Below are 18518 nucleotides of genomic sequence, written 5' to 3' on the forward strand. Positions count from 1 at the left end.
CCCTCCCCCCCCCCCCCCCGCCCCGCCCGATACCCCCGCGTTCGAGGAAGGAACCGCCGTGGTCAGCCAAGTACTCTCGACGGTACTCACGGTGCTGGCGGGCACCGCCGCCGCCCTGGCCGTCTACTGGGTGCTCAACAAACTCGCCGAAGTCCTCCCGGGCCGCTGGGAAGACCGGATCAAGCCCTATCTCTACATCGCGCCGGCCGTCGCGGCGATCGGCGTCTACCTCGTCTACCCCACGGTCGTCACCGTCGTCGACAGTCTCAAGAACAGCGACGGCACCCGCTTCGTCGGACTGGACAACTTCAGCAGCCTCCTCGGCACACCGGCCTTCCGGCAGACCCTCCTCAACTCGCTGCTGTGGATAGCCCTCGTCCCCGCCGCCTGCATCGTGGTCGGCCTCCTCGTCGCCCTGCTCGCCGACCGCCTGTCCTCCTCCGCGGAGAACGCCGCCAAGACCGTCGTCTTCCTGCCCATGGCCATCAGCGCCGTCGGCTCCGCGACGGTGTGGCGGTTCATGTACGCCGCCCAGCCCGCGGGCACGGAGCAGACCGGCCTGCTGAACGGGGTCGTCACCGCCTTCGGCCATGACCCCGTCCCATGGCTCCAGCAGAGCACCGCGCACACCAACAGCATGCTGCTCATGATCATGCTGCTGTGGGGGCAGGCGGGCTTCTCCATGGTCCTGCTGTCCGCTGCCATCAAGGGCGTCCCGATGGAGACCCTGGAGGCGGCCCGCCTGGACGGCGCGGGCGAGGGCCGGATCTTCTGGCGGATCATCATCCCGCAGATCAGAGGAACGATCATCACCGTCTTCGTCACGGTCCTGATCACCGTGATGAAGGTCTTCGACGTGGTGTACGTGATGACCAACGGGTCGTTCAACACCAACGTCGTGGGCCTGGAGTTCTTCAACCAGCTCTACACGAACTACAACTACGGCTACGCGTCGGCGATCGTCGTCATGCTGCTCATCGCCATCGTGCCGATCATGATCTACCAGATTCGCCAGTTCAGGGCGGAGGAGTCGGCATGAGCACCCAGACAACGCAGACAACGCAGAAGGTCTCCGCCCCGGCGCGGCCGGGCAGCGCCCGGACGCCCCGCGGCAGGAGCGCAGGGCGCAGACTGCCCACCAAGCTGAGCATGCTTCTGGTGTGCGCCCTGTGGACAGTGCCCACCCTCGGGGTGGTCGTCACGTCCTTCCGCAGTGTCGACGACGCCAACTCCAGCGGCTGGTGGACCCTGCTGGCCCATCCCGGCGGCTTCACCCACCTGACCACCGGCAACTACTCCAAGGCCATCGAACAGGCCGACCTGGGCGCGGCCTTCCTCAACAGCATGGCCATCACCCTCCCGGCGGTGTTCCTGCCGCTGCTCATCGCCGCCTTCGCCGCCTACGCCTTCACCTTCATGACGTTCAAGGGACGCGACACCCTCTTCATCGTCATCGTGAGCCTGCTCGTCGTACCGAACTACGTCGCGTTCGTCCCGATCATCAAGCTGTACGCCTCCGTGCAGCTCAACGGCACCTTCCCGGCCGCCTGGCTCGCCCACATCGGGTTCGGCATGTCGCTCGCGGTGTACCTGCTGCGCAACTACATGTCGACGCTGCCCAGGGACGTCATCGAGTCCGCCAAGATCGACGGCGCGAGCCACTTCCAGACCTTCTACCGGCTGATCCTGCCGATGTCGGCCCCCGCGCTGGCATCCTTCGCGATCTTCCAGTTCCTCTGGGTGTGGAACGACCTCCTGGTCGCCCTGGTCTTCGTGGGCCCCGGCGACAAGCAGCCGGTCACCATCGCCGTCAGCAACCTGCTCAACCAGCAGGGCACCGGCTGGGAACTCGTCACGGCCGCCGGCCTGTTCTCCGTCCTCGTCCCGCTCGCCGTCTTCCTGCTCCTGCAGCGGTACTTCGTCCGCGGCCTGACCAGCGGCGCCGTCAAGGGCTGACCCGGGCATCGAGGCCCCCACCCGCGGAACCACCCCCATGGGCACAACGAACAGTCAGGAACCCGGCACACCGTGAGCACAACACCCGACACCTGGTGGCGTTCCGCCGTGATCTACCAGGTCTACATACGCAGCTTCGCCGACGGGAACGGCGACGGCACCGGGGACCTCGCCGGCCTCCGCTCCCGCCTGCCCTACCTGGCCGACCTCGGCATCGACGCGATCTGGATCAACCCCTGGTACCCCTCCCCGCTGGCCGACGGCGGCTACGACGTCGCCGACTACCGCGACATCCACCCCGCCTACGGCACCCTCGACCAGGCCCGGCAAGCCATCGCCGAGGCCCACGCACTCGGCCTGCGCGTCATCCTGGACATCGTCCCCAACCACACCTCCGACCAGCACATCTGGTTCAAGGAGGCGCTCGCCGCCGGCCCCGGCTCCCCCGAGCGGGACAGGTACGTCTTCCGCGACGGCAAGGGCGAAGGCGGATCCGAACCCCCCAACGACTGGCACGCGGCCTTCGGCGGCCCCACCTGGACCCGCACCGACGACGGCCAGTGGTACCTGCACCTGTTCGCCCCCGAACAGCCCGACCTGAACTGGGACAACCCCGAGGTCCGCGCCGAGTTCGAGGCAATCCTGCGCTTCTGGTTCGACCTTGGCGTCGACGGCTTCCGCATCGACGTCGCCCACGGCATGGCCAAGGACCCCGCACTCCCCGACCTCGGCCTGCCCGAGTTCTCCGTCATCGCCCACGAAGACCGGCCGAACCACCCGCACTGGGACCGCGACGGCGTCCACGACATCTTCCGCGACTGGCGCGCCATCGCCGACAGCTACCCCGACCCCCGCGTCTTCGTCGCCGAGGCCCACGTCCGCCCCGGACGCCTGGCCGGCTACCTCCGCCCGGACGAACTCCACACGGCCTTCAACTTCGACTTCCTCAAATGCCCCCTGCAGGCAGACGAGTTGCGCACCGTCATCGACCGCAGCATCACCGACCTCACCGGCGTCGGCGCCCCCGCCACCTGGGTCCTGTCCAACCATGACGAAACCCGCCACGTCACCCGCTACGGCCGCGCCCACACCGGTGCGACCACCCCGCTGCGCGACCGCCCCCAGCCTTCCGACCTCGCCCTGGGCACCCGCCGCGCCCGCGCCGCGGCCCTGCTGATGCTGGCCCTGCCCGGCGGCGCCTACATCTACCAGGGCGAGGAACTCGGCCTCCCCGAAGTCGAGGATCTCCCCGACGACGTCCTCCAGGACCCCACCTGGGAACGCTCCGGCCACACAGCCCGCGGCCGCGACGGCTGCCGCGTCCCCCTGCCCTGGAACGGCGACACCCCGCCCTTCGGCTTCGGCCCGCCCGCCTCCACCCCCTGGCTCCCCCAGCCCGAGAACTGGAAGTCATACACCGCCGAAGCCAACCAGGCCGACCCCGCCTCCATGCTCCACCTCTACCGCGACGCCCTGCGCCTGCGCCGCACCACCCCGGCCCTGGGCGGCGAGGACTTCCGCTGGCTCGACAGCCCCGACGGCACACTCCTCTTCGAACGCGGCCACGGACTGCTGTGCGCCGTCAACCTCTCCGACCGGCCCATGGCTCTCCCCGAATCCCACGAACTCCTTCTCGCTTCCGGTCCCCTGGACCACGACGGACTGCTGCCCCCGGACACCACGCTCTGGCTGCGCACCGCCTGAATCCACCAGGGCCTGTCCGGTGTCCTCCCCGCCGACGGACAGGCCCTGGTCCGTTGACCGAGTCGGTTCTCCGTGCCGACTCCACGCCTTTCGCCGACAGCGCCGCAGGCACTCGGTTCAGGACAGAGGTGAACTTGCCTGCGGAGCGGGCCTGTTCCAGGGCGGTGGCGCCGGGGAAGACGCCGGGCTCGCGGACCGGGCCTCCCGCCGGTGGGCCGGCTCCAGGTGTGACTGGCCGAGCAGAGCGCACTTCAGCGGGACGGGCACACCGGTGAGACCGACTCGTCGGGGAGATAGGCGGCGCGTTCCTGTGGGGTGAGGTCGCGGTGCACGACTCGGCAGATCCGCTGGATGGCCTCGGAGGGTTCGGCGACGGCGACGGCGTCCCACAGGCGCACCGTCTTGTCGTCGTCGGCGGTGGCGAGGGTATGGCTGTCGGGACTGAAAGCCACCCAGTTCACCGTCGCGGCATGCCCGCTGAGCGGCGTACGGGTCCTCCCGGTGTGCGCGTCCCACACGCGGGCGGTGAAGTCGACGCTCGCGGTGGCGACGAGGTGGCCGTCGGGACTGAAGGCGACTCCGTAGACCTCGGCGGTGTGTCCTTTGAGGACGGCGCGCGGTGTGCCCTTGTCCGCGTCCCACAGCCACGCCGTCTTGTCGTCGCTCGCGGTGGCGACCGTATCGCCGTCCGGACTGAAGGCCACCGAGTTCACCTCGTCGATGTGCCCCTTGAGGACCGAGCGCGGCTTGCCGGTCTTCGCGTCCCACAGGCGGGCGGTCTTGTCCGCGCTGGCGGTGGCGATGGTGCGGCCGTCGGGGCTGAACGCCACCCCGTACACGGTGTCGGTGTGTCCGTCGAGGGACATGCGGGGAGTGCCGGTCTTCGCGTCCCACAGGCGGGCGGTCTTGTCGTTGCCGGTGGTGACGACGGTCCGGCCGTCGGGGCTGAAGGCCACCGCGGCCACCTCGTCGGTGTGTCCCTTGAGGACGGCACGGGACCTGCCGGTGGCGGCGTCCCACAGACGGGCGGTCTTGTCGGCTCCGGCAGTCGCCAGAGTACGGCCGTCGGGGCTGAAAGCCACCGCGTTCACCCTGCTGGTGTGTCCCTTGAGGACGGCGCCGGGCCTGCCCGTGGCGGCATCCCACAGACGGGCGGTCTTGTCGGCGCTCGTGCTGGCGATGGTGCGGCCGTCACGGCTGTAGGCCACCGCGGTCACCGCATCCGTGTGCCCGGCGAGAATCTTCCGCGACCGGGGGACGTGCGTGTCCCACAGGCGTACGACCTTGTCACGTCCGGAGGTGGCGAGGATGCGGCCGTTGGGGCTGTACGCCACCGCGAAGACGAGGTCGGTGGCGCCGTTGAGGGAGTCCCGGGGCGTCCCGGTGGCCACGTCCCACAGTCGCACCGGGCGTTCCAGGCCGACCGTGGCCAGAGTGCGGTCGTCGGGGCTGAAAGCCACCCCGACCACCTGTTCGACATATCCGCTGAGAGCGATGCGGGGTCTTGCGCTGGGCATGTCCCACAACTGGGTGACGAAGTCCCACCCGACGGTGGCCAGTGTGCGGCCGCTGCGGCTGAAGGCCAGCGCGACGACGGCATCGGTGTGCTTCTTGAGGACCTGTCCGGGTTTGCCGGTGCTCGCGTTCCACAGCCGTGCCGTCTTGTCGTCGCTCGCCGTGGCGATGGTGCGTCCGTCGGGGCTGTAGACCACGGCGTTCACAGGTTCGGTGTGCTCTCTGAGGACGCGGCGCTGTCTGCCGGTGCCCGCGTTCCACAGCCGTGCCGTCTTGTCGTCGCTCGCCGTGGCGATCGTACGCCCGTCGGGGCTGAAGGCAACCGCGTTCACCTGGGCGGTATGCCCTCGCAGGACGCGGCGAGATGTGCCGGTGCGGGTGTCCCACAGCCGAACCGTTCTGTCGGCGCTCGCGCCGGCGACGGTGCGGCCGTCGGGGCTGAACGCCACGGACCACACCACGTCGGCGGGCCCCCGGAGAACCGGGCCGGGCTTGCCCGTGGCCACGTCCCACAGCCGTACGGTCTTGTCGGCACTGGCGCTGGCAAGGGTGCGGCCGTCCGGGCTGAACGCGACCCGGTACACGTCACCCGCGTGCCCCGACAGCCGCCGGTGCATCGGCAGGAGCGCAGCCGTGGCCCGTAGGTCCTCCACGGCCTCGGCCGTATGGCTGCTGCGATAGGCCTGCACAGCCAGCAACGACGCGAGGTCCGCGTTCGTCCCGCTGACCTCGTTCGACTGCGCCGCCAACTGCCGTGACACCGCCGCCCGCCGCGCCTCGTTGACCGACCGCCACTGCCACACCGCACCCCCCGCTGCCACCAACGCCAGCACCAGCAACCCCCCGAGCACCGCGCTCAGGCGTCTGCCGCGACGGATCGCGGCCCGCTGCCGTTGCCGGCTGACGTTCAGGAACTCCGAGACGTCGGAGGGGAGATGGCGTCGGCGGGACCATTCCAGCCCCTCCCCGAGGGCCGTTCCGCCGAGGAGATCGCCGGGGTCCTTGCCCCCGGCCGCCCAGCGGGACTGCCGTTCGTGGGTGTGGCTGAGCCATTCCTGGAAGCGGTGGTCCTGATTGACCCACTCCCGCAGGGCGCCCCAGTCGCGGATGAGCGCCTCGTGGATCAGTTCGGCCACCGGCTCGCCGGGAGAGTCGTCAGGGTCGCGCGGACCGTGCAGGGTCTGGGTGGTGATGATGCGGTGACGGGCGAGGGAGGCGATGACCGCGTCGACGGCGGCCGACTCGCCGTCGGTGGGGTCGGCGGCCAGGGCGCGCAGCTCGTCGAGCGGAACCTGGGTGCGGACGGCCGTGATGTTGTGGCTGGGGTCGGCGGGATGGACGAGGGACGTCAGGGCGCGCCGTGCGATGACCTGTTGCTCGCGGGACAGCTCGCCCAGCGCGCTCTCGCACCACGTGGTCACACTGCCGCTGACGGCGCCGATGCGCTGGTAGGCCGCGTGGGTGAGATAGCCGTCCTTGCGCCGCTCCCACAGCTGACTGAGCGTCATCTCCAGCAGCGGGAGCACGGTGACCGGGGCCTCGCGGGTGAGGGCGGCGCCGGGGGTGATCTCCAGGACGTCCATGATGATCTGTTCGGGCAGTCCGGGCTGGAAGTGCAGCCCCACGTCGTGGGCGGGCAGCGCGATGATGTCGTGCAGGTCCTGCCTGCTCAGCGTGCCGGGCACGTTGAGCAGGCCCGGCATGGCCGCCTCGAGCAACTTGGGTGCGAGCGCGGCGAGCTGGGGATAGAAGTCGTCCCGCATGATCAGGATGACGGTGATCTTGGTGTAGGCGTCGGCGGCGGAGATGACCTCGTCGATGACGGCCAGGAACTCCCGCAGCCTGCCGTCGGACGTCTGGACGAGGAGTTCTTCGAACTGGTCGATGACCAGCAGGACGCGTTGGTACGAGGGTTCTGCGGCGAGTCGGCGGTTGACCGCCGCGGTGATGCCCTCGTCGGCCGCGCCGGGCAGTCCGGCGCGTTCGATCTCGGTGAGCATGTCCCGGCGGGGGCGGGCGAGGACGGGCAGCCAGCGGTCGCTGCCGGGCAGCAGGCCCTCGGACAGGGCGCGCAGTACGCCCGCTTGGATGAGGGACGACTTGCCCGATCCCGACGGCCCCAGCAGCAGGGTGAGCCGGCGCTGCCGGGCGAGGTTGGTCAGGACTTGTCGTACGGCGTCCTGGCGGCCCTCGAACCATCGGGCGTGTTCCGCGGTGAACGGTTCCAGGCCCCGGTACGGGCACACCTGCTGTTCCGTCAGTTCGGGGAGGACCTCGCGGAGCACCTGTGTCGGGGTGACGTAGGCGATCTCCTGGCCGCGTTCGAAGGCGTCGGGCGCGGTGATCTCGGTCAGCATGCCGAGGACCAGACCGGTGACGTCGTCGAGGACGGGTCCGCCGCTGAAGCCGGTGGTGAGGTCATTGGCGTCGGTGAGCTGAAGGTGGGTGCAGCGGCCGTCCGCGCCGGGCAGGATGTCGCCGCCGGTGCCGTAGCCGTAATGACCCTCGGGCGGGGCCTGGGCGGGGAATCCGAAGGAGCGCACACGGTGGCCCCGGCAGCCCTCCGCGGAGCCCAGCGGCAGCGGCCGGGCCCCTGGCGGCGTGGCGTGCAGGCGGACGAAGGCCACGTCCTCGGCGTCAGCGGCCCGCCACAGGTCGGCCGGAACGTATCCGGTCGTCGGCCGGCCGTCGAGATGGGGGAAGACCAGCCGGATCTCGGTGCCGGGGCCGCCGCCGGCCGCCTCGACGACGTGCGCACAGGTGACCAGGGTCCGCTCGGCGACCAGGAACCCCGTGCCGGCGACCGTGCCGTCCGACCGGTGGATGCGGGCGACGGCGGGCAGCAGGTTCGCGGCGAAGCCGTCGCCGGCCTCCTGCCTCGCGCCGCTCACCTGACGCCGTCGCTCTGCCAGGACACCGTCACCCGCAGATGGCAGCCGGCCTCGCTCTTCGTGATCACGGCTCCGGCCTCGAACGCGAGGTCCACCCCGAACTCGACGGTGATCTGGTCGGGGCGGGCCTTGCGCAGGGCGTCGAGGGTGGTGCGCATGGCCTCGGCGACCGGCTCCAGGGCCCCTGCGAGGGTGCCGGGCAGCTCGCGCACCGTGTCGCCGACCCGTCCGGCCTTCACCGGCCCGGCCAGCAGACCGGCCTGCTGCTCGACGAGGATGCAGCCTCCGCCGTCCAGCGGAATCCGCGCCAGCGGTGTCGTCATGTCCCGTCCGCCTTCCGAACTGCCTCACCATGGACGGAACCAGCCTCCTCGTCCCTGGCATATGCCGCACGCGGTGGGAGGCCGTACGCGTGAGAACCGGGCGGCGCCCAAGCCGGCCCGCGCGCCTCCGGGTCGGTGGCGGCGGCGTACACCCCGCACGCCGGGGCCGGTACGCGGGCCGTGGGGAGAGGAGAGGCCGACTGACGCGTCCCCACCTCCGCCGGGCAGGAGCCCGAGGGCCGCCTGACGAGAGCTGGGGCAACACACGGTCGGCGGGCCTGCTGTGGCGCGGGCTTCGCTCCTGACCGACTCTGGCCTACAAGGTGCGACTGACGAGGGGGCGACAGAAGGAGACCCTTCATGGCCATCCACACGAGCGACCTCGCGGTCCCCCACACGTCGACCGTCCCCGCGAACGAGGGCCAGAAGGTGGAGCTGTTCGTACGAGAACACGACGGCCACTCCGGCCCGGCTGCGGACCGCAAGGCAGTCCTCATGCTGCACGGCAGGAGTGTGCCGGCGCTGGCAGGCTACGACCTCCAGCACACCTCGTACGGGTGGGCCAAGGCCCTCGCACAGGCCGGCTATGACGTCTTCATGATGGACCTGCAGGGCTCCGGCCGGTCGCCGCGCCCCCGGATGGAGGATCCCTGCAATGTCAATCCCAGCCAACAGGCTGCCGTCACTCCCCCGCTGTCGGGCCCACGAACGGCGAGCTATCCGTTCGTACTGACCAATTCCCAGACCGACCAGGACGAGCTCAGCACCGTTGTCGAGTACATCTGCGACCAGCGCGGCGTTTCGAAGATCGCCTTCATCGGCTGGTCGGCGGCCGCATTCGCCATGGGACCGTACGCGATCAAGAATCCGGGGAGGGTGGACAGTCTCTTCCTCCTCGGCCCGATCTTCCCTCCACTGGGCCCCTCTACCCCGCCGACCCTGCCAGCACCCGGCTTCCCCACCCACGTGCTCACCCGCGCGAGCATCGAACAAGCCTTGGCCATGAAGTGCGCGAACCAGCACGAGCCCGGAATGGTCGACGTTGTGTGGAGCGCCCTCATGGACAACGATCCGATCGGCCGTGAATGGGGAAAGCTCCTTTCCTCCGGACGGCCGGCGGGCGTCAGCCGATTTCGGAACTTCGTGACATGGGGCTGGAACAACGCCACCGCAGGGCAAGGAGCCGTCCTCGGCGGAAGCGTTCCCGTGCTGATCGTGCACGGTGAGCACGACCAGACTGCCAACACCACACCGCCCAGCTCCAACCCCGCACTCGACTTCCATGTCCCCGCACTGTATGACGCCATCACAGGGCCTCACAGACTTCTCGTGACGGTGAAGTGCGCAGGTCACTCGATGCCCTGGGAAAGTCAGCACAAGAACCTGCACAACCTGTCGAAGCACTGGCTCAAGCACACCGATGTCGACGGCAAGACCCAGGGCAAGTTCCAGATGGACGAGAACGGCGACATCAGCCCGGCCCCCTGAACCCATGCCCGGCGCCGTGAACCCATGGGCTCGCAGGGAACGTGGTCTTCCTGGGCCCGGCCGGTGTTCGATCAGGCTGGAACAAACAAGAACTCGGGTCCGTATGTCTGCCCGCTCCCGTCCGGCAGCTCGTGGTGCATCAGCGAACGGGCAGGACCCGCCAGGCTCCGCATTCTCGCTTCGGCCTCGTCAAGAGCGTCGCTCACCGCTTGCGGATCGTCCGTCTGCCACGCCTTCGCCAGCCGTCGCAGCAGTTCGCTGTAGCGCTGGTTGAATTTCGTCAGGAGATCCTGAACCTCGGCGTTGGGAAGGTACGTCGGCTCCTGTGCCCAGCCTCCCTTGGGTACGACCCCCATCCGATGGGCCTCAGGCATCGCGATGGGATCGCCTTGGTAGTCCCATCCTTCGGGAGCCGTAGGCACCTCGACCAGCTTCTTGCCGCGCAGGATCTGGCGGAACTCGTAGTAGTGCGCAAGTTCGCCCTCTCTGCCGAAGTAGCGGTTCTTCGGTGAGCTGTGACTTCCCTCGCCCTGTTCCATGATGACCTGGATCGCGTCGTCCACGGCCTTCGGTGTCGAGAGAGGGACGAGGCTGTTTCCCAGGCCGTGCGCGCTCTCCATCTCCCTCTCGACCTGTCTGTGGCCTTTGATCAGGTCGGGGTTCTGCTTGAACGCCTGCCGGACAGCTCTGTAGAAGGCCCCGATGGACGTGCTGGGTTCCTCGAATTCCGCGACGGGGTCTTCCGGCCGTTCGATCTTGCAGTACATGTCGAGGGAGGTGTGGGTCAGACCACTGAGGAACACGGAAAGCTGTGGCCGCACTCCCCCGGGCAAGGGGCCGGGATACTTCGGAACCAGATCGGGGTGCGCGATGCGCGGGGACCCGCCGATGGTGGTGAGCATGTTGCACGCCAGCCCCAGGTGCGACATCTCGTCCATGACGATCGCCAGGATGGCGTCGTGGACCGCTTTGTCCCTCTCCGGGTCCTTGATCGACCACAGACCGCACAGGTACGGAGGGATGGTGGCGAGCTCCAGCATGATCGCCAGTTGCAAGGCGTCCTGCAACCACGTTCCGTTTCGCTGCGGCTCGGGTTGGCCCATCAAGGCGACGATCGCCTTGCTTTCATAGGCGAGAGCTTGGGTCAAGGGACACTCCTTCCCCTCCGGGTCTCCACAGAAGACGGCCGACCTCAGTGCAGTTGCTCGACACCTGTTGCGTCACGGACGAAGACGGAGCGGGTGTCCGTGGCGCGGTAGCGCTCCTTGACGGTGAACGCGGCCGGCGTACCTGTCACCGGGGCGTCCGGCTGTTCCACATAGAGGACATAGGTCTTCGCCGTGTCGGTCTCGCTGTCGAGCTGCAACCAGCCTCTGGAGCCCGCAAGCGGAAGGGTGCCGGTTCCTGTGATGGTGACGTTGGTGGCCGTCTGGTTGAAGGTGTACGTAGCTGTGCCGAGTTCGAGCCGCTTGCGAGCGCCGTCCTTCCACCGTCTGAAGAGTTCGATCCACTCCTCTGGCCAGGGGCCGCCGTGGGTGACCGGAGGCATGCCGTCCTCCAGCCGGGTGAGGATGTCGTCGGCCTGGCCGACGACATCGTTGTAGTCCCAGAGGTCGAACGAGGCACGCATGTGGTCGCGATCGGTGGCGCTGAACATCGGCCGGATGTGGAGTTCGAAAACGGGTGTACGCATGTCAGCCGTATACCTCCATCAGGTCGCCCTTCAGCCTGACCTCCGTGACGAGGTCTGTCGGCTGCCGCTGTCCAACGGCGTCGGAGGGCGAGGGGATGTACTGGAGCGTCAGCATGTCGTCCTCGGCTGCGCCGGGTGTCGATCGGAGGACATGACGTCGAAGCGGGATCGCAGGAACTCTCCGCCGAGCGTGCAGGCAGAAAGCCGGATCGCGTATGCGTAACCGCTCCGTTGCCCGGAAGCCTGCGTGTTGCCTGCCTCGCGATTCCTGGTCACCGGTTCCTCCATTTCTCGGCCGAAGGTAGAGGAGGCGGTCGCGTATGCGAAGCAGCAACCCGAACGTGGGCGCGGCGGCGCCATCCCGACTGGCTCGAAGCACCCGTCGGGTTCGCCACGCACCTCGAAGCGGCGATCGCGGCGAACGCGACACCGCATGCTCAGGCGGTGGTCATCGGCTTGCGGCGGTTCACTGCCGGCCCCTCTTGCTATCGCTCTGCCGTGACTTCTGCCGATCATGTACTCGACTTGATCCGGAGCAAGCCGGCGGCTCCGACCTCCTCGAAGGCGCCTTCGACTTCGACATCTCGAGTCATCCGTGAGCGGAGCCTGCGCGCCAAGCGCAGCCGATACGGCCATGTGCCGTAGCCGGCCGTTCCTCAGGACCTCGGCAACCGTTCAGGGTCGGCAAGGGTCCCTCACACCAAGCCCCGTTCGGGGCCATCGAAGACGAGCACGAGGGAGCGCCGTGAGAATCCGTAGGGCAGCGGAAGGCGTCGGCGAATTCCTGACCGAGACGGTAGGAGAAGTCGTCGCTGACCTGATCCTCAATGTGCTCGCCTGCGCGCTGCTCGGCTGCCTGGTTCTGACCGCCTGCCTGAGCTGGTCCTTCAGCCCACGCTTGACCATTGCGGGGGCCGGGCTGCTCAGCCTCTTCCTCGCCCACGGCGCCTGGCAGACCTTCCGCAATCCCACGAAGGGACACCCTCGGGGCCTCGCCGCCCTGACCGCCGCCGGCTTCACCCTGACCGCCATGACAGCCCTCTTCCTCCTGCTCTACGCCACAGGGTGCGACTGCCTGTGAGGCCGAGGCCGTTACAGGACCCCGGCTCCTCATGGAAGGAAACGGTCACGACTGCATAGGTCCCCTTGCCGGAAGGCCAAGGCCGATGCGATCTACGTCATCCATGAGAGCGACATCAGGCCACCGCGCAAACGTCCGAGCCCGGGGTCGGCGGCTCGGTGGCGACGCCGCCGGACGGCTCCTTCTGGCGGTCCCCCCTTCCTCGCTCCAGCATGTCCCGCCAGGGGATTCCCGTGCGCACTCGCAACCGTATGCCGTCGATCAGCTTCCCGGCGGGTCCGTATCCGCGGTCGGCCCGGCTTCCCTGCCCCGCAGCAACAGGGTTTCCCGTACCGCCCATTGCTCGTCTGTCAGATCTCCACGCGACACACGCCGAGATCATTCGTGGCCAAGATTCGCCGACAGCACTTCTCGGCGGCCGGCTCGCCGCCCTACGTCTTGACGATGGTGCTGAAGCCTGCCGGTTCGCCGCTCGGCCAGCGCTCTGACCTGCCCGGTCGCCGGCCCCGACCTGCCGCGGTACGACCGGTTGGCGCCGCACGCTGCCGCCGATCACGTCCGACGGACAGGCGGGCCGCGCCGGGAAATCCCGTGAGAACCGTTGACGCGTCGGCCGGATGGCGCTCATCATCGGGCCACCTGATGTCAGCGTTGACATATGTCATCGCTGACACTCTCTGGTCGGCGGTGTGGGACGACATCGCGGGCCAGGGCGCCATATTTTCGGGCCGCTCGCCGCAGGCTGTGCTGCGTCGACGGCCGCAGCACAGGAGACACCATGAACTCTGGACGCGTATCCCGGCATGGCCGCGTGCGGATGACCGCCGCGGCGGCGGCCGTCTGCGCCCTGTCCGCCGCCCTGCTCGCACCTCACGCAGCCGCGGCCGACACCCCGCCGTACTCCGAGACCTACCGTCCCCAGTTCCACTTCACTCCGGAGAAGAACTGGATGAACGACCCCAACGGTCTTGTGTACTACAAGGGCGAGTATCACCTCTTCTACCAGTACAACCCGAGCGGCAACTCGTGGGGCGACATGTCGTGGGGCCACGCGGTAAGCACGGACCTCGTCCACTGGCAACAACTGCCGCTCGCCCTGTCGCACGACGACAAGGAGATGGTCTTCTCCGGCAGCGCCGTCGTCGACGAGAACAACACCACCGGATTCGGCACGAAGAAGAATCCGCCCATGGTGGCGATCTACACCAGCCACAACCAGTCCACCGGCGTCCAGTCGCAGGCACTCGCGTACAGCACCGACCGCGGCCGCACATGGACCAAGTACGCGGGCAATCCCGTCATCGACATCGGCTCAAGAGACTTCCGCGACCCCAAGGTCCAGTGGTACGCGCCCACCAAGAGCTGGCTGATGACGGTCTCTCTGTCCGCCGAGCACAAGGTGCGGTTCTACTCCTCCAAGAACCTCAAGGACTGGACGCAGCTCAGCGAGTTCGGCCCCGCCGGCGCGACGGGCGGTGTGTGGGAGTGCCCCGACCTGTTCCCCCTGCCGGTCGACGGGAACACCGACAACATCAAGTGGGTCCTGGTCGTCAACATCAACCCCGGCGGCATTGCGGGCGGTTCGGCAGCCCAGTACTTCATCGGCGACTTCGACGGCACGAAGTTCACCGCCGAGGGCAACGGCGCCTACACACCGCCCGACGGGACGCTCATGCAGGACTTCGAGGGCACCGGCTTCGGTTCGTGGGCGGCCACGGGCACCGCGTTCGGCCCGGGACCGGCAGCCGGGACGCTCGACGGCCAGCAGCCCGTCGCAGGCTACGACGGCAAGGGCCTCGCCAACAGCTTCCACTCGGGGGACGCCACCACCGGCACCCTCACCTCGCCCTCCTTCACCGTGACCAGCCCGTACCTGAACTTCAAGATCGGCGGCGGCCGACACCCGCATCAACCCGGCAAGGCCCTCGCCGACTTCGACGGCGGCACCTACGGCGACTGGACGACGACCGGCGACGCCTTCGGCACGGCACCGGCCACCGGCCCCCTCCCCGGCCAGCAGCAGGTCTCCGGCTTCCAGGGCAGCGGCCTGGTCAACACCTTCCTCAACGGTGACGGCGCCACCGGCACCCTTACCTCGCCCGAGTTCACCATCGACAAGCGCTACGTCAACTTCCTCATCGGCGGCGGCAACCACCCCGCCGGATCCGCCGACCCCACCGCCCTCGAACTCCTCGTCGACGGCCAGGTCGTGCGCAGCTCCACAGGAAAGGACGCCGAGGCACTCGAGACGGCCTCCTGGGACGTCCGTGACCTCGCCGGCAAGAAGGCGCAGATCAGGGTGGTCGACGAGAACACCGGCGGCTGGGGCCACATCAACGCCGACCAGATCGTGCTGTCCGACACCCAGGCACGGCCCGGCGCCCAGGAGACCGCCGTCAACCTCGTCGTCGACGGTCAGGTCGTCCGCAGCGCGACCGGCTCCGACAGCGAGATGCTGGACTGGGCCTCCTTCAACACCCGCCCCTACCTCGGCAAGAAGGCGCAGATCCAGCTCGTGGACATGAACACCGGCGGCTGGGGCCACATCCTCGCCGACCAGTTCACCACGGCCGACTCCCCCGCCCTCTCCGTCCTGCAGCGCGCCGGCTGGGCCGACTACGGCAAGGACTACTACGCGGCCGTCTCCTGGGAGAGCGCCCCCGGCGGCAAGCGGTACATGATCGGCTGGATGAGCAACTGGGACTACGCCGGCGCCGTCCCCACATCGCCCTGGCGCGGAGCGCAGAGCATCCCCCGCCAGATGGCGCTGCGCACCGTCGACGGCCGTGTCCGGCTGACCAGCGAGCCGGTGAGCAGCGTGAAATCCCTGCGGCAGGACTCCCCGGCCATCGCGAGCGCCGGCATCGTGACGAACACGTCGAAGGCGCTGGCCGGTAGCGCCGCCGAGGGCAAGGCGCTCGACATCGAGGCCGCCTTCTCCCTCAAGGACGCCGAACGCTTCGGCCTCAAGGTACGCACCGGCGCCGCGGGCGAGGAAACCGTCATCGGCTACGACACCACGACACAGGAGCTGTACGTCGACCGCACGCACTCCGGCGCCGTGGACTTCAACAGCACCTTCCCCGGCATCCAGACCGCCCCCCTCAAGGCGACGAACGGCAAGATCAAGCTGCGGATACTGGTCGACTGGTCGTCCGTCGAGGTCTTCGCCGGCAGCGGCGAAGCCGCGATCACCGACCAGATCTTCCCCGACCCCGCGAGCCAGGGAGTCCGGGTCTTCGCCGAGAACGGCTCGGTGAAACTGGACAAAGCCACTGTCTGGCACCTCGATCCCACCCACGACTGACGCGACGGACTCGGGGCGTGGTAGCCGGGCGCCCCTCCCGAGCTTTGCGGGCTGCTGTCGGCGGTTGCCCCGGTCCTGGTTGGCATGGCGACAGAATTCGTCGCCATGCAGGTGGACGGGGGGTCAGGGACGGGGGTCAGGTGATCTGCCGACGGGTTACGCCACGGTGCTCGTGCCGTGAGGCGGACGGTCACACGCAAGGGTGAACAAAGGTCGACAGCTTCTCAGCGCCGGTGGGTCAGGACCGCTATGTCCGCGCCGAAACCGACCACCAGCCGCCCGTCGGGCGCCACCGTCAGTCCCCTGACACGGGAAGGGAAGACGTACTCTCCGATCTGCTGCCCTGTGCCTGCGTCCCACACCCACACGGTTCGGTCGCCGCCGGCGACGACGACAGGGCGACCGTCCAGCGTACCGGTCGCCCCCGTGCGCACCTCACTGGTGTGTCCCGTCAGCGGCGGCGCCAGCAGTTCGCCGGTGTCCAGGTCCCAGAGATGGACTCCTTCCGCCCTGCGGCCGGTGAGAAGGACGCTGCGGCCTTCGAGCGTCTCCAGGGCCAGCGCGCCTCGTTGCCGCGGCTGCACTCCGATCCATCGGCTCGCTGTCAGGTCCCAGACGCGGCCTTCCCCGGTCACGCCGACGAAGCGGCCGTCGACCGCCGCGAAGAAGTCGATGGAGGGGCTGGTGTACTCCCCGGTCGACCGCCCGTGCAGCTCCTTCCGGGTGGTCAGGTCCCATATCCGCACCGTCTTGTGCCAGTCGCCGCGCATGAGGAGGGTGGACCGTCCGTCCACCGCCCCCGCCGTCAGCAGATCCACGCCGGCGGCACAGCCGGCCAGGGGCTCACCGAGCTGTCCCTCGCCGTCGAGGTCCCAGATCCGCACTCCCGTGTCCGAGCCGCCGGAGACGACGATGCAACGGCCGTCCACGACGGCCGTGGTGACCCCAGTCACGGAGCCGGCGTGGCCGGTCAGCAAACCGCCCGTCTCCCTTTCACCGTCGAGGTCCCAGATCCGGACCGATCCGTCGTCGCCACCGGTGACCGCGAGGTGACGGCTGTTCACCACCGCCGTCGCCACTCCCCGCACAGTCGCCTCATGGCCCGTCAGCGGCGGCCGCAACTGCCGCCGGGTCGACAGATCCCATACATCGACCGGCCCATGGGCGTATGCGAGGAGGGCGGCGGGGCGATCGTGGAGCATCCTCACGGCCGCCGTCGCCACGAACATGGCCGCGGGCTCACCGACCTGCTCCCGCGTGGCCAGATCCCAGACGTGCACCTCGTAGGCGTTGGCGCTGACAGCCGTCGGGCACTCGGACGCGGGATCCGTCACCAGAAAGTGAGCCGCGGCGTTGACGTCCGGACTGGCGCAGTGCCATGCCTCTCCGTCGCCGTCCCCGCCGTCCTCGCCGTCCTCCACCGTACGGCCGTACCTCTGGTCCACGAACGCAGGAGGCTCGTCGGGACGATCACCGAGGGCGCCGAACTCCCGTCCTGTGATCAGGTCCCATACTCGGACGGTCTCCTCCCCTGTGATCAGGTCCGTCGCCCCGAGTTCCTCGGAGTGGCTGGTGACAGCGACAGCACGGCCGTCCAGCACCGCCGTCGCCAGAGCGGACACAAAGCCGGTGGGGATGGTCAACGGCTCACTGTGCTGGGAGAGGGTGGCCAGATCCCACACTCTCACCACGTCGTCGACGCACGCGCCGACCACGACCGGCCGGCCCTCGACCAGTCCCGCGGCCAGCGATTTCACCCAGGAGTCATCGACGGCGGAGCAGGTACCGACCAGTTCTCCCCGGGCCAAGTCCCATACCCGAACGGTTCGGTCGAAGCCGCCGGTGACAGCGACGGGACGACCGTCCAGCACCGTCGTCGCCAGCGTGCCTACGGCGCCGGTGTGAGCTGGCACGGCCTTGCCGATCCGGCTGCCCGTGGCCAGATCCCATGCGTGCAGTGTGCCGTCATCGCAACCGGCGACAGCGAGACCCAGGCCCTCGGCGACCACGGTCGCCAACACACCCACCTTGGCCGGCGCCGGCAACGCGTACCGCAGCCGGGAGTCCAGGTCGCTGCCGGTCGCCCACTGCACGACCCAGGGGTCATCCAGCTCCGGGCGGACCGCAACCTGAGCGATGTTCCTCGCCAGCTCCCGGTTTCCGTACCGGGCGGCGTCCAGCGCCAGTACCTGCCGTCGCACCCCCGCACCGGCGTCACGGTGCACATGCCCCGACGTCCTGTACACAGCGGCCGCCAGCGCCTCCTCCTGCCCGACAGCGTCGTCCAGGCCCGCGAGGATCAACCCCGGGTCCCCGTGCACCAACCATCCAGGATCGGCCAGCCGGCCGTTCGACGCCTTAATTTCACGATCCGGACCGCTGCTTCGGATTTCGCCAGACATGACCGGCATGGTAGACGCCAGGTGCACCGTCGTCGGAAGGCTGCCGGACACCAAGCCGCCTCCCGACAGCTGCTCCTGGTCCTCGTCGAGCGCTCTGAGGGACGACGCGCGAGTACTTTCGTACGCCCGCGACATTCCCTTCCCCTGCCCGCCCCCTC

Annotated in this window: 11 protein-coding genes; 6 read left to right on the forward strand and 5 right to left on the reverse strand. The window is 68.9% G+C overall.

The window, feature by feature from the left end; genetic code table 11:
* Positions 1 to 58 precede the first annotated feature (58 nt).
* The 3 genes from ACN6LD_RS26410 to ACN6LD_RS26420 all read left to right on the forward strand — a co-directional run bounded on the left by ACN6LD_RS26410 (position 59) and on the right by ACN6LD_RS26420 (position 3660).
* Positions 59 to 1039 carry a carbohydrate ABC transporter permease gene (locus tag ACN6LD_RS26410; protein ID WP_445044466.1) on the forward strand — a complete coding sequence of 327 codons (981 nt, stop codon included), beginning with the start codon at positions 59 to 61 and terminating at the stop codon, positions 1037 to 1039.
* A complete protein-coding gene (locus ACN6LD_RS26415) occupies positions 1036 to 1956 on the forward strand; it encodes a carbohydrate ABC transporter permease (protein ID WP_445044467.1) in 921 nt (306 codons plus the stop codon). Before ACN6LD_RS26410 ends, ACN6LD_RS26415 begins: the two co-directional genes overlap by 4 nt.
* Before the next feature lie 72 nt (positions 1957 to 2028).
* The gene (locus ACN6LD_RS26420) at positions 2029 to 3660 is read left to right on the forward strand and encodes a glycoside hydrolase family 13 protein (protein WP_445044468.1); all 1632 of its coding nucleotides are present in this window, start codon (positions 2029 to 2031) and stop codon (positions 3658 to 3660) included.
* Positions 3661 to 3911: 251 nt separating this feature from the next.
* Here the strand turns inward: ACN6LD_RS26420 and ACN6LD_RS26425 are convergent, their stop codons facing one another.
* Both ACN6LD_RS26425 and ACN6LD_RS26430 read right to left on the reverse strand, forming a co-directional pair.
* Positions 3912 to 8066, reverse strand: coding sequence for an nSTAND1 domain-containing NTPase (locus ACN6LD_RS26425; RefSeq protein WP_319192152.1), 4155 nt, complete (start codon positions 8064 to 8066; stop codon positions 3912 to 3914).
* Positions 8063 to 8389, reverse strand: a complete 327-nt coding sequence (locus ACN6LD_RS26430) for a CU044_2847 family protein (protein WP_319192150.1) — start codon at positions 8387 to 8389, stop codon at positions 8063 to 8065. Before ACN6LD_RS26430 ends, ACN6LD_RS26425 begins: the two co-directional genes overlap by 4 nt.
* A gap of 360 nt (positions 8390 to 8749) precedes the next feature.
* On the opposite strand from ACN6LD_RS26430, the gene ACN6LD_RS26435 reads away from it, so the two are divergent.
* On the forward strand, positions 8750 to 9877 hold the full coding sequence (locus ACN6LD_RS26435; protein ID WP_319192148.1) for an alpha/beta fold hydrolase: 1128 nt from the start codon (positions 8750 to 8752) through the stop codon (positions 9875 to 9877).
* Positions 9878 to 9948: 71 nt separating this feature from the next.
* On the opposite strand, the gene ACN6LD_RS26440 is transcribed toward ACN6LD_RS26435, so the two are convergent.
* Both ACN6LD_RS26440 and ACN6LD_RS26445 read right to left on the reverse strand, forming a co-directional pair.
* Positions 9949 to 11025: a ferritin-like domain-containing protein gene (locus ACN6LD_RS26440; RefSeq protein ID WP_319192147.1), complete on the reverse strand. Its 1077-nt coding sequence runs from the start codon at positions 11023 to 11025 to the stop codon at positions 9949 to 9951.
* Between the two features lie 44 nt (positions 11026 to 11069).
* Entirely contained in the window at positions 11070 to 11570 is a 501-nt protein-coding gene (locus ACN6LD_RS26445; protein WP_319192146.1) for a hypothetical protein, read from the reverse strand.
* A gap of 745 nt (positions 11571 to 12315) precedes the next feature.
* Here ACN6LD_RS26445 and ACN6LD_RS26450 point away from each other — a divergent pair.
* The gene (locus ACN6LD_RS26450) at positions 12316 to 12651 is read left to right on the forward strand and encodes a lysine transporter LysE (protein WP_319192145.1); all 336 of its coding nucleotides are present in this window, start codon (positions 12316 to 12318) and stop codon (positions 12649 to 12651) included.
* A 778-nt stretch (positions 12652 to 13429) separates the two neighbouring features.
* Positions 13430 to 15958 (forward strand): GH32 C-terminal domain-containing protein, encoded by a 2529-nt coding sequence (locus ACN6LD_RS26455; protein WP_445044469.1) that lies wholly within the window; start codon positions 13430 to 13432, stop codon positions 15956 to 15958.
* 224 nt (positions 15959 to 16182) lie between these two features.
* Here ACN6LD_RS26455 and ACN6LD_RS26460 read toward each other — a convergent pair whose 3' ends face one another.
* On the reverse strand, positions 16183 to 18360 hold the full coding sequence (locus ACN6LD_RS26460) for a WD40 repeat domain-containing protein (RefSeq protein ID WP_445044470.1): 2178 nt from the start codon (positions 18358 to 18360) through the stop codon (positions 16183 to 16185).
* Between the last annotated feature and the right edge of the window lie 158 nt (positions 18361 to 18518).

The organism is Streptomyces sp. SAS_272 (assembly GCF_052543235.1).

Bases quoted from the DNA above. Each gene is read 5' to 3' on its own strand.
- ACN6LD_RS26415 (WP_445044467.1), top strand. From the start codon at position 1,036: ATGAGCACCCAGACAACGCAGACAACGCAGAAGGTCTCCGCCCCGGCG.
- ACN6LD_RS26435 (WP_319192148.1), top strand. From the start codon at position 8,750: ATGGCCATCCACACGAGCGACCTCGCGGTCCCCCACACGTCGACCGTC.
- ACN6LD_RS26430 (WP_319192150.1), bottom strand. From the start codon at position 8,389: ATGACGACACCGCTGGCGCGGATTCCGCTGGACGGCGGAGGCTGCATC.
- ACN6LD_RS26445 (WP_319192146.1), bottom strand. From the start codon at position 11,570: ATGCGTACACCCGTTTTCGAACTCCACATCCGGCCGATGTTCAGCGCC.
- ACN6LD_RS26460 (WP_445044470.1), bottom strand. From the start codon at position 18,360: ATGTCTGGCGAAATCCGAAGCAGCGGTCCGGATCGTGAAATTAAGGCG.
- ACN6LD_RS26455 (WP_445044469.1), top strand. From the start codon at position 13,430: ATGAACTCTGGACGCGTATCCCGGCATGGCCGCGTGCGGATGACCGCC.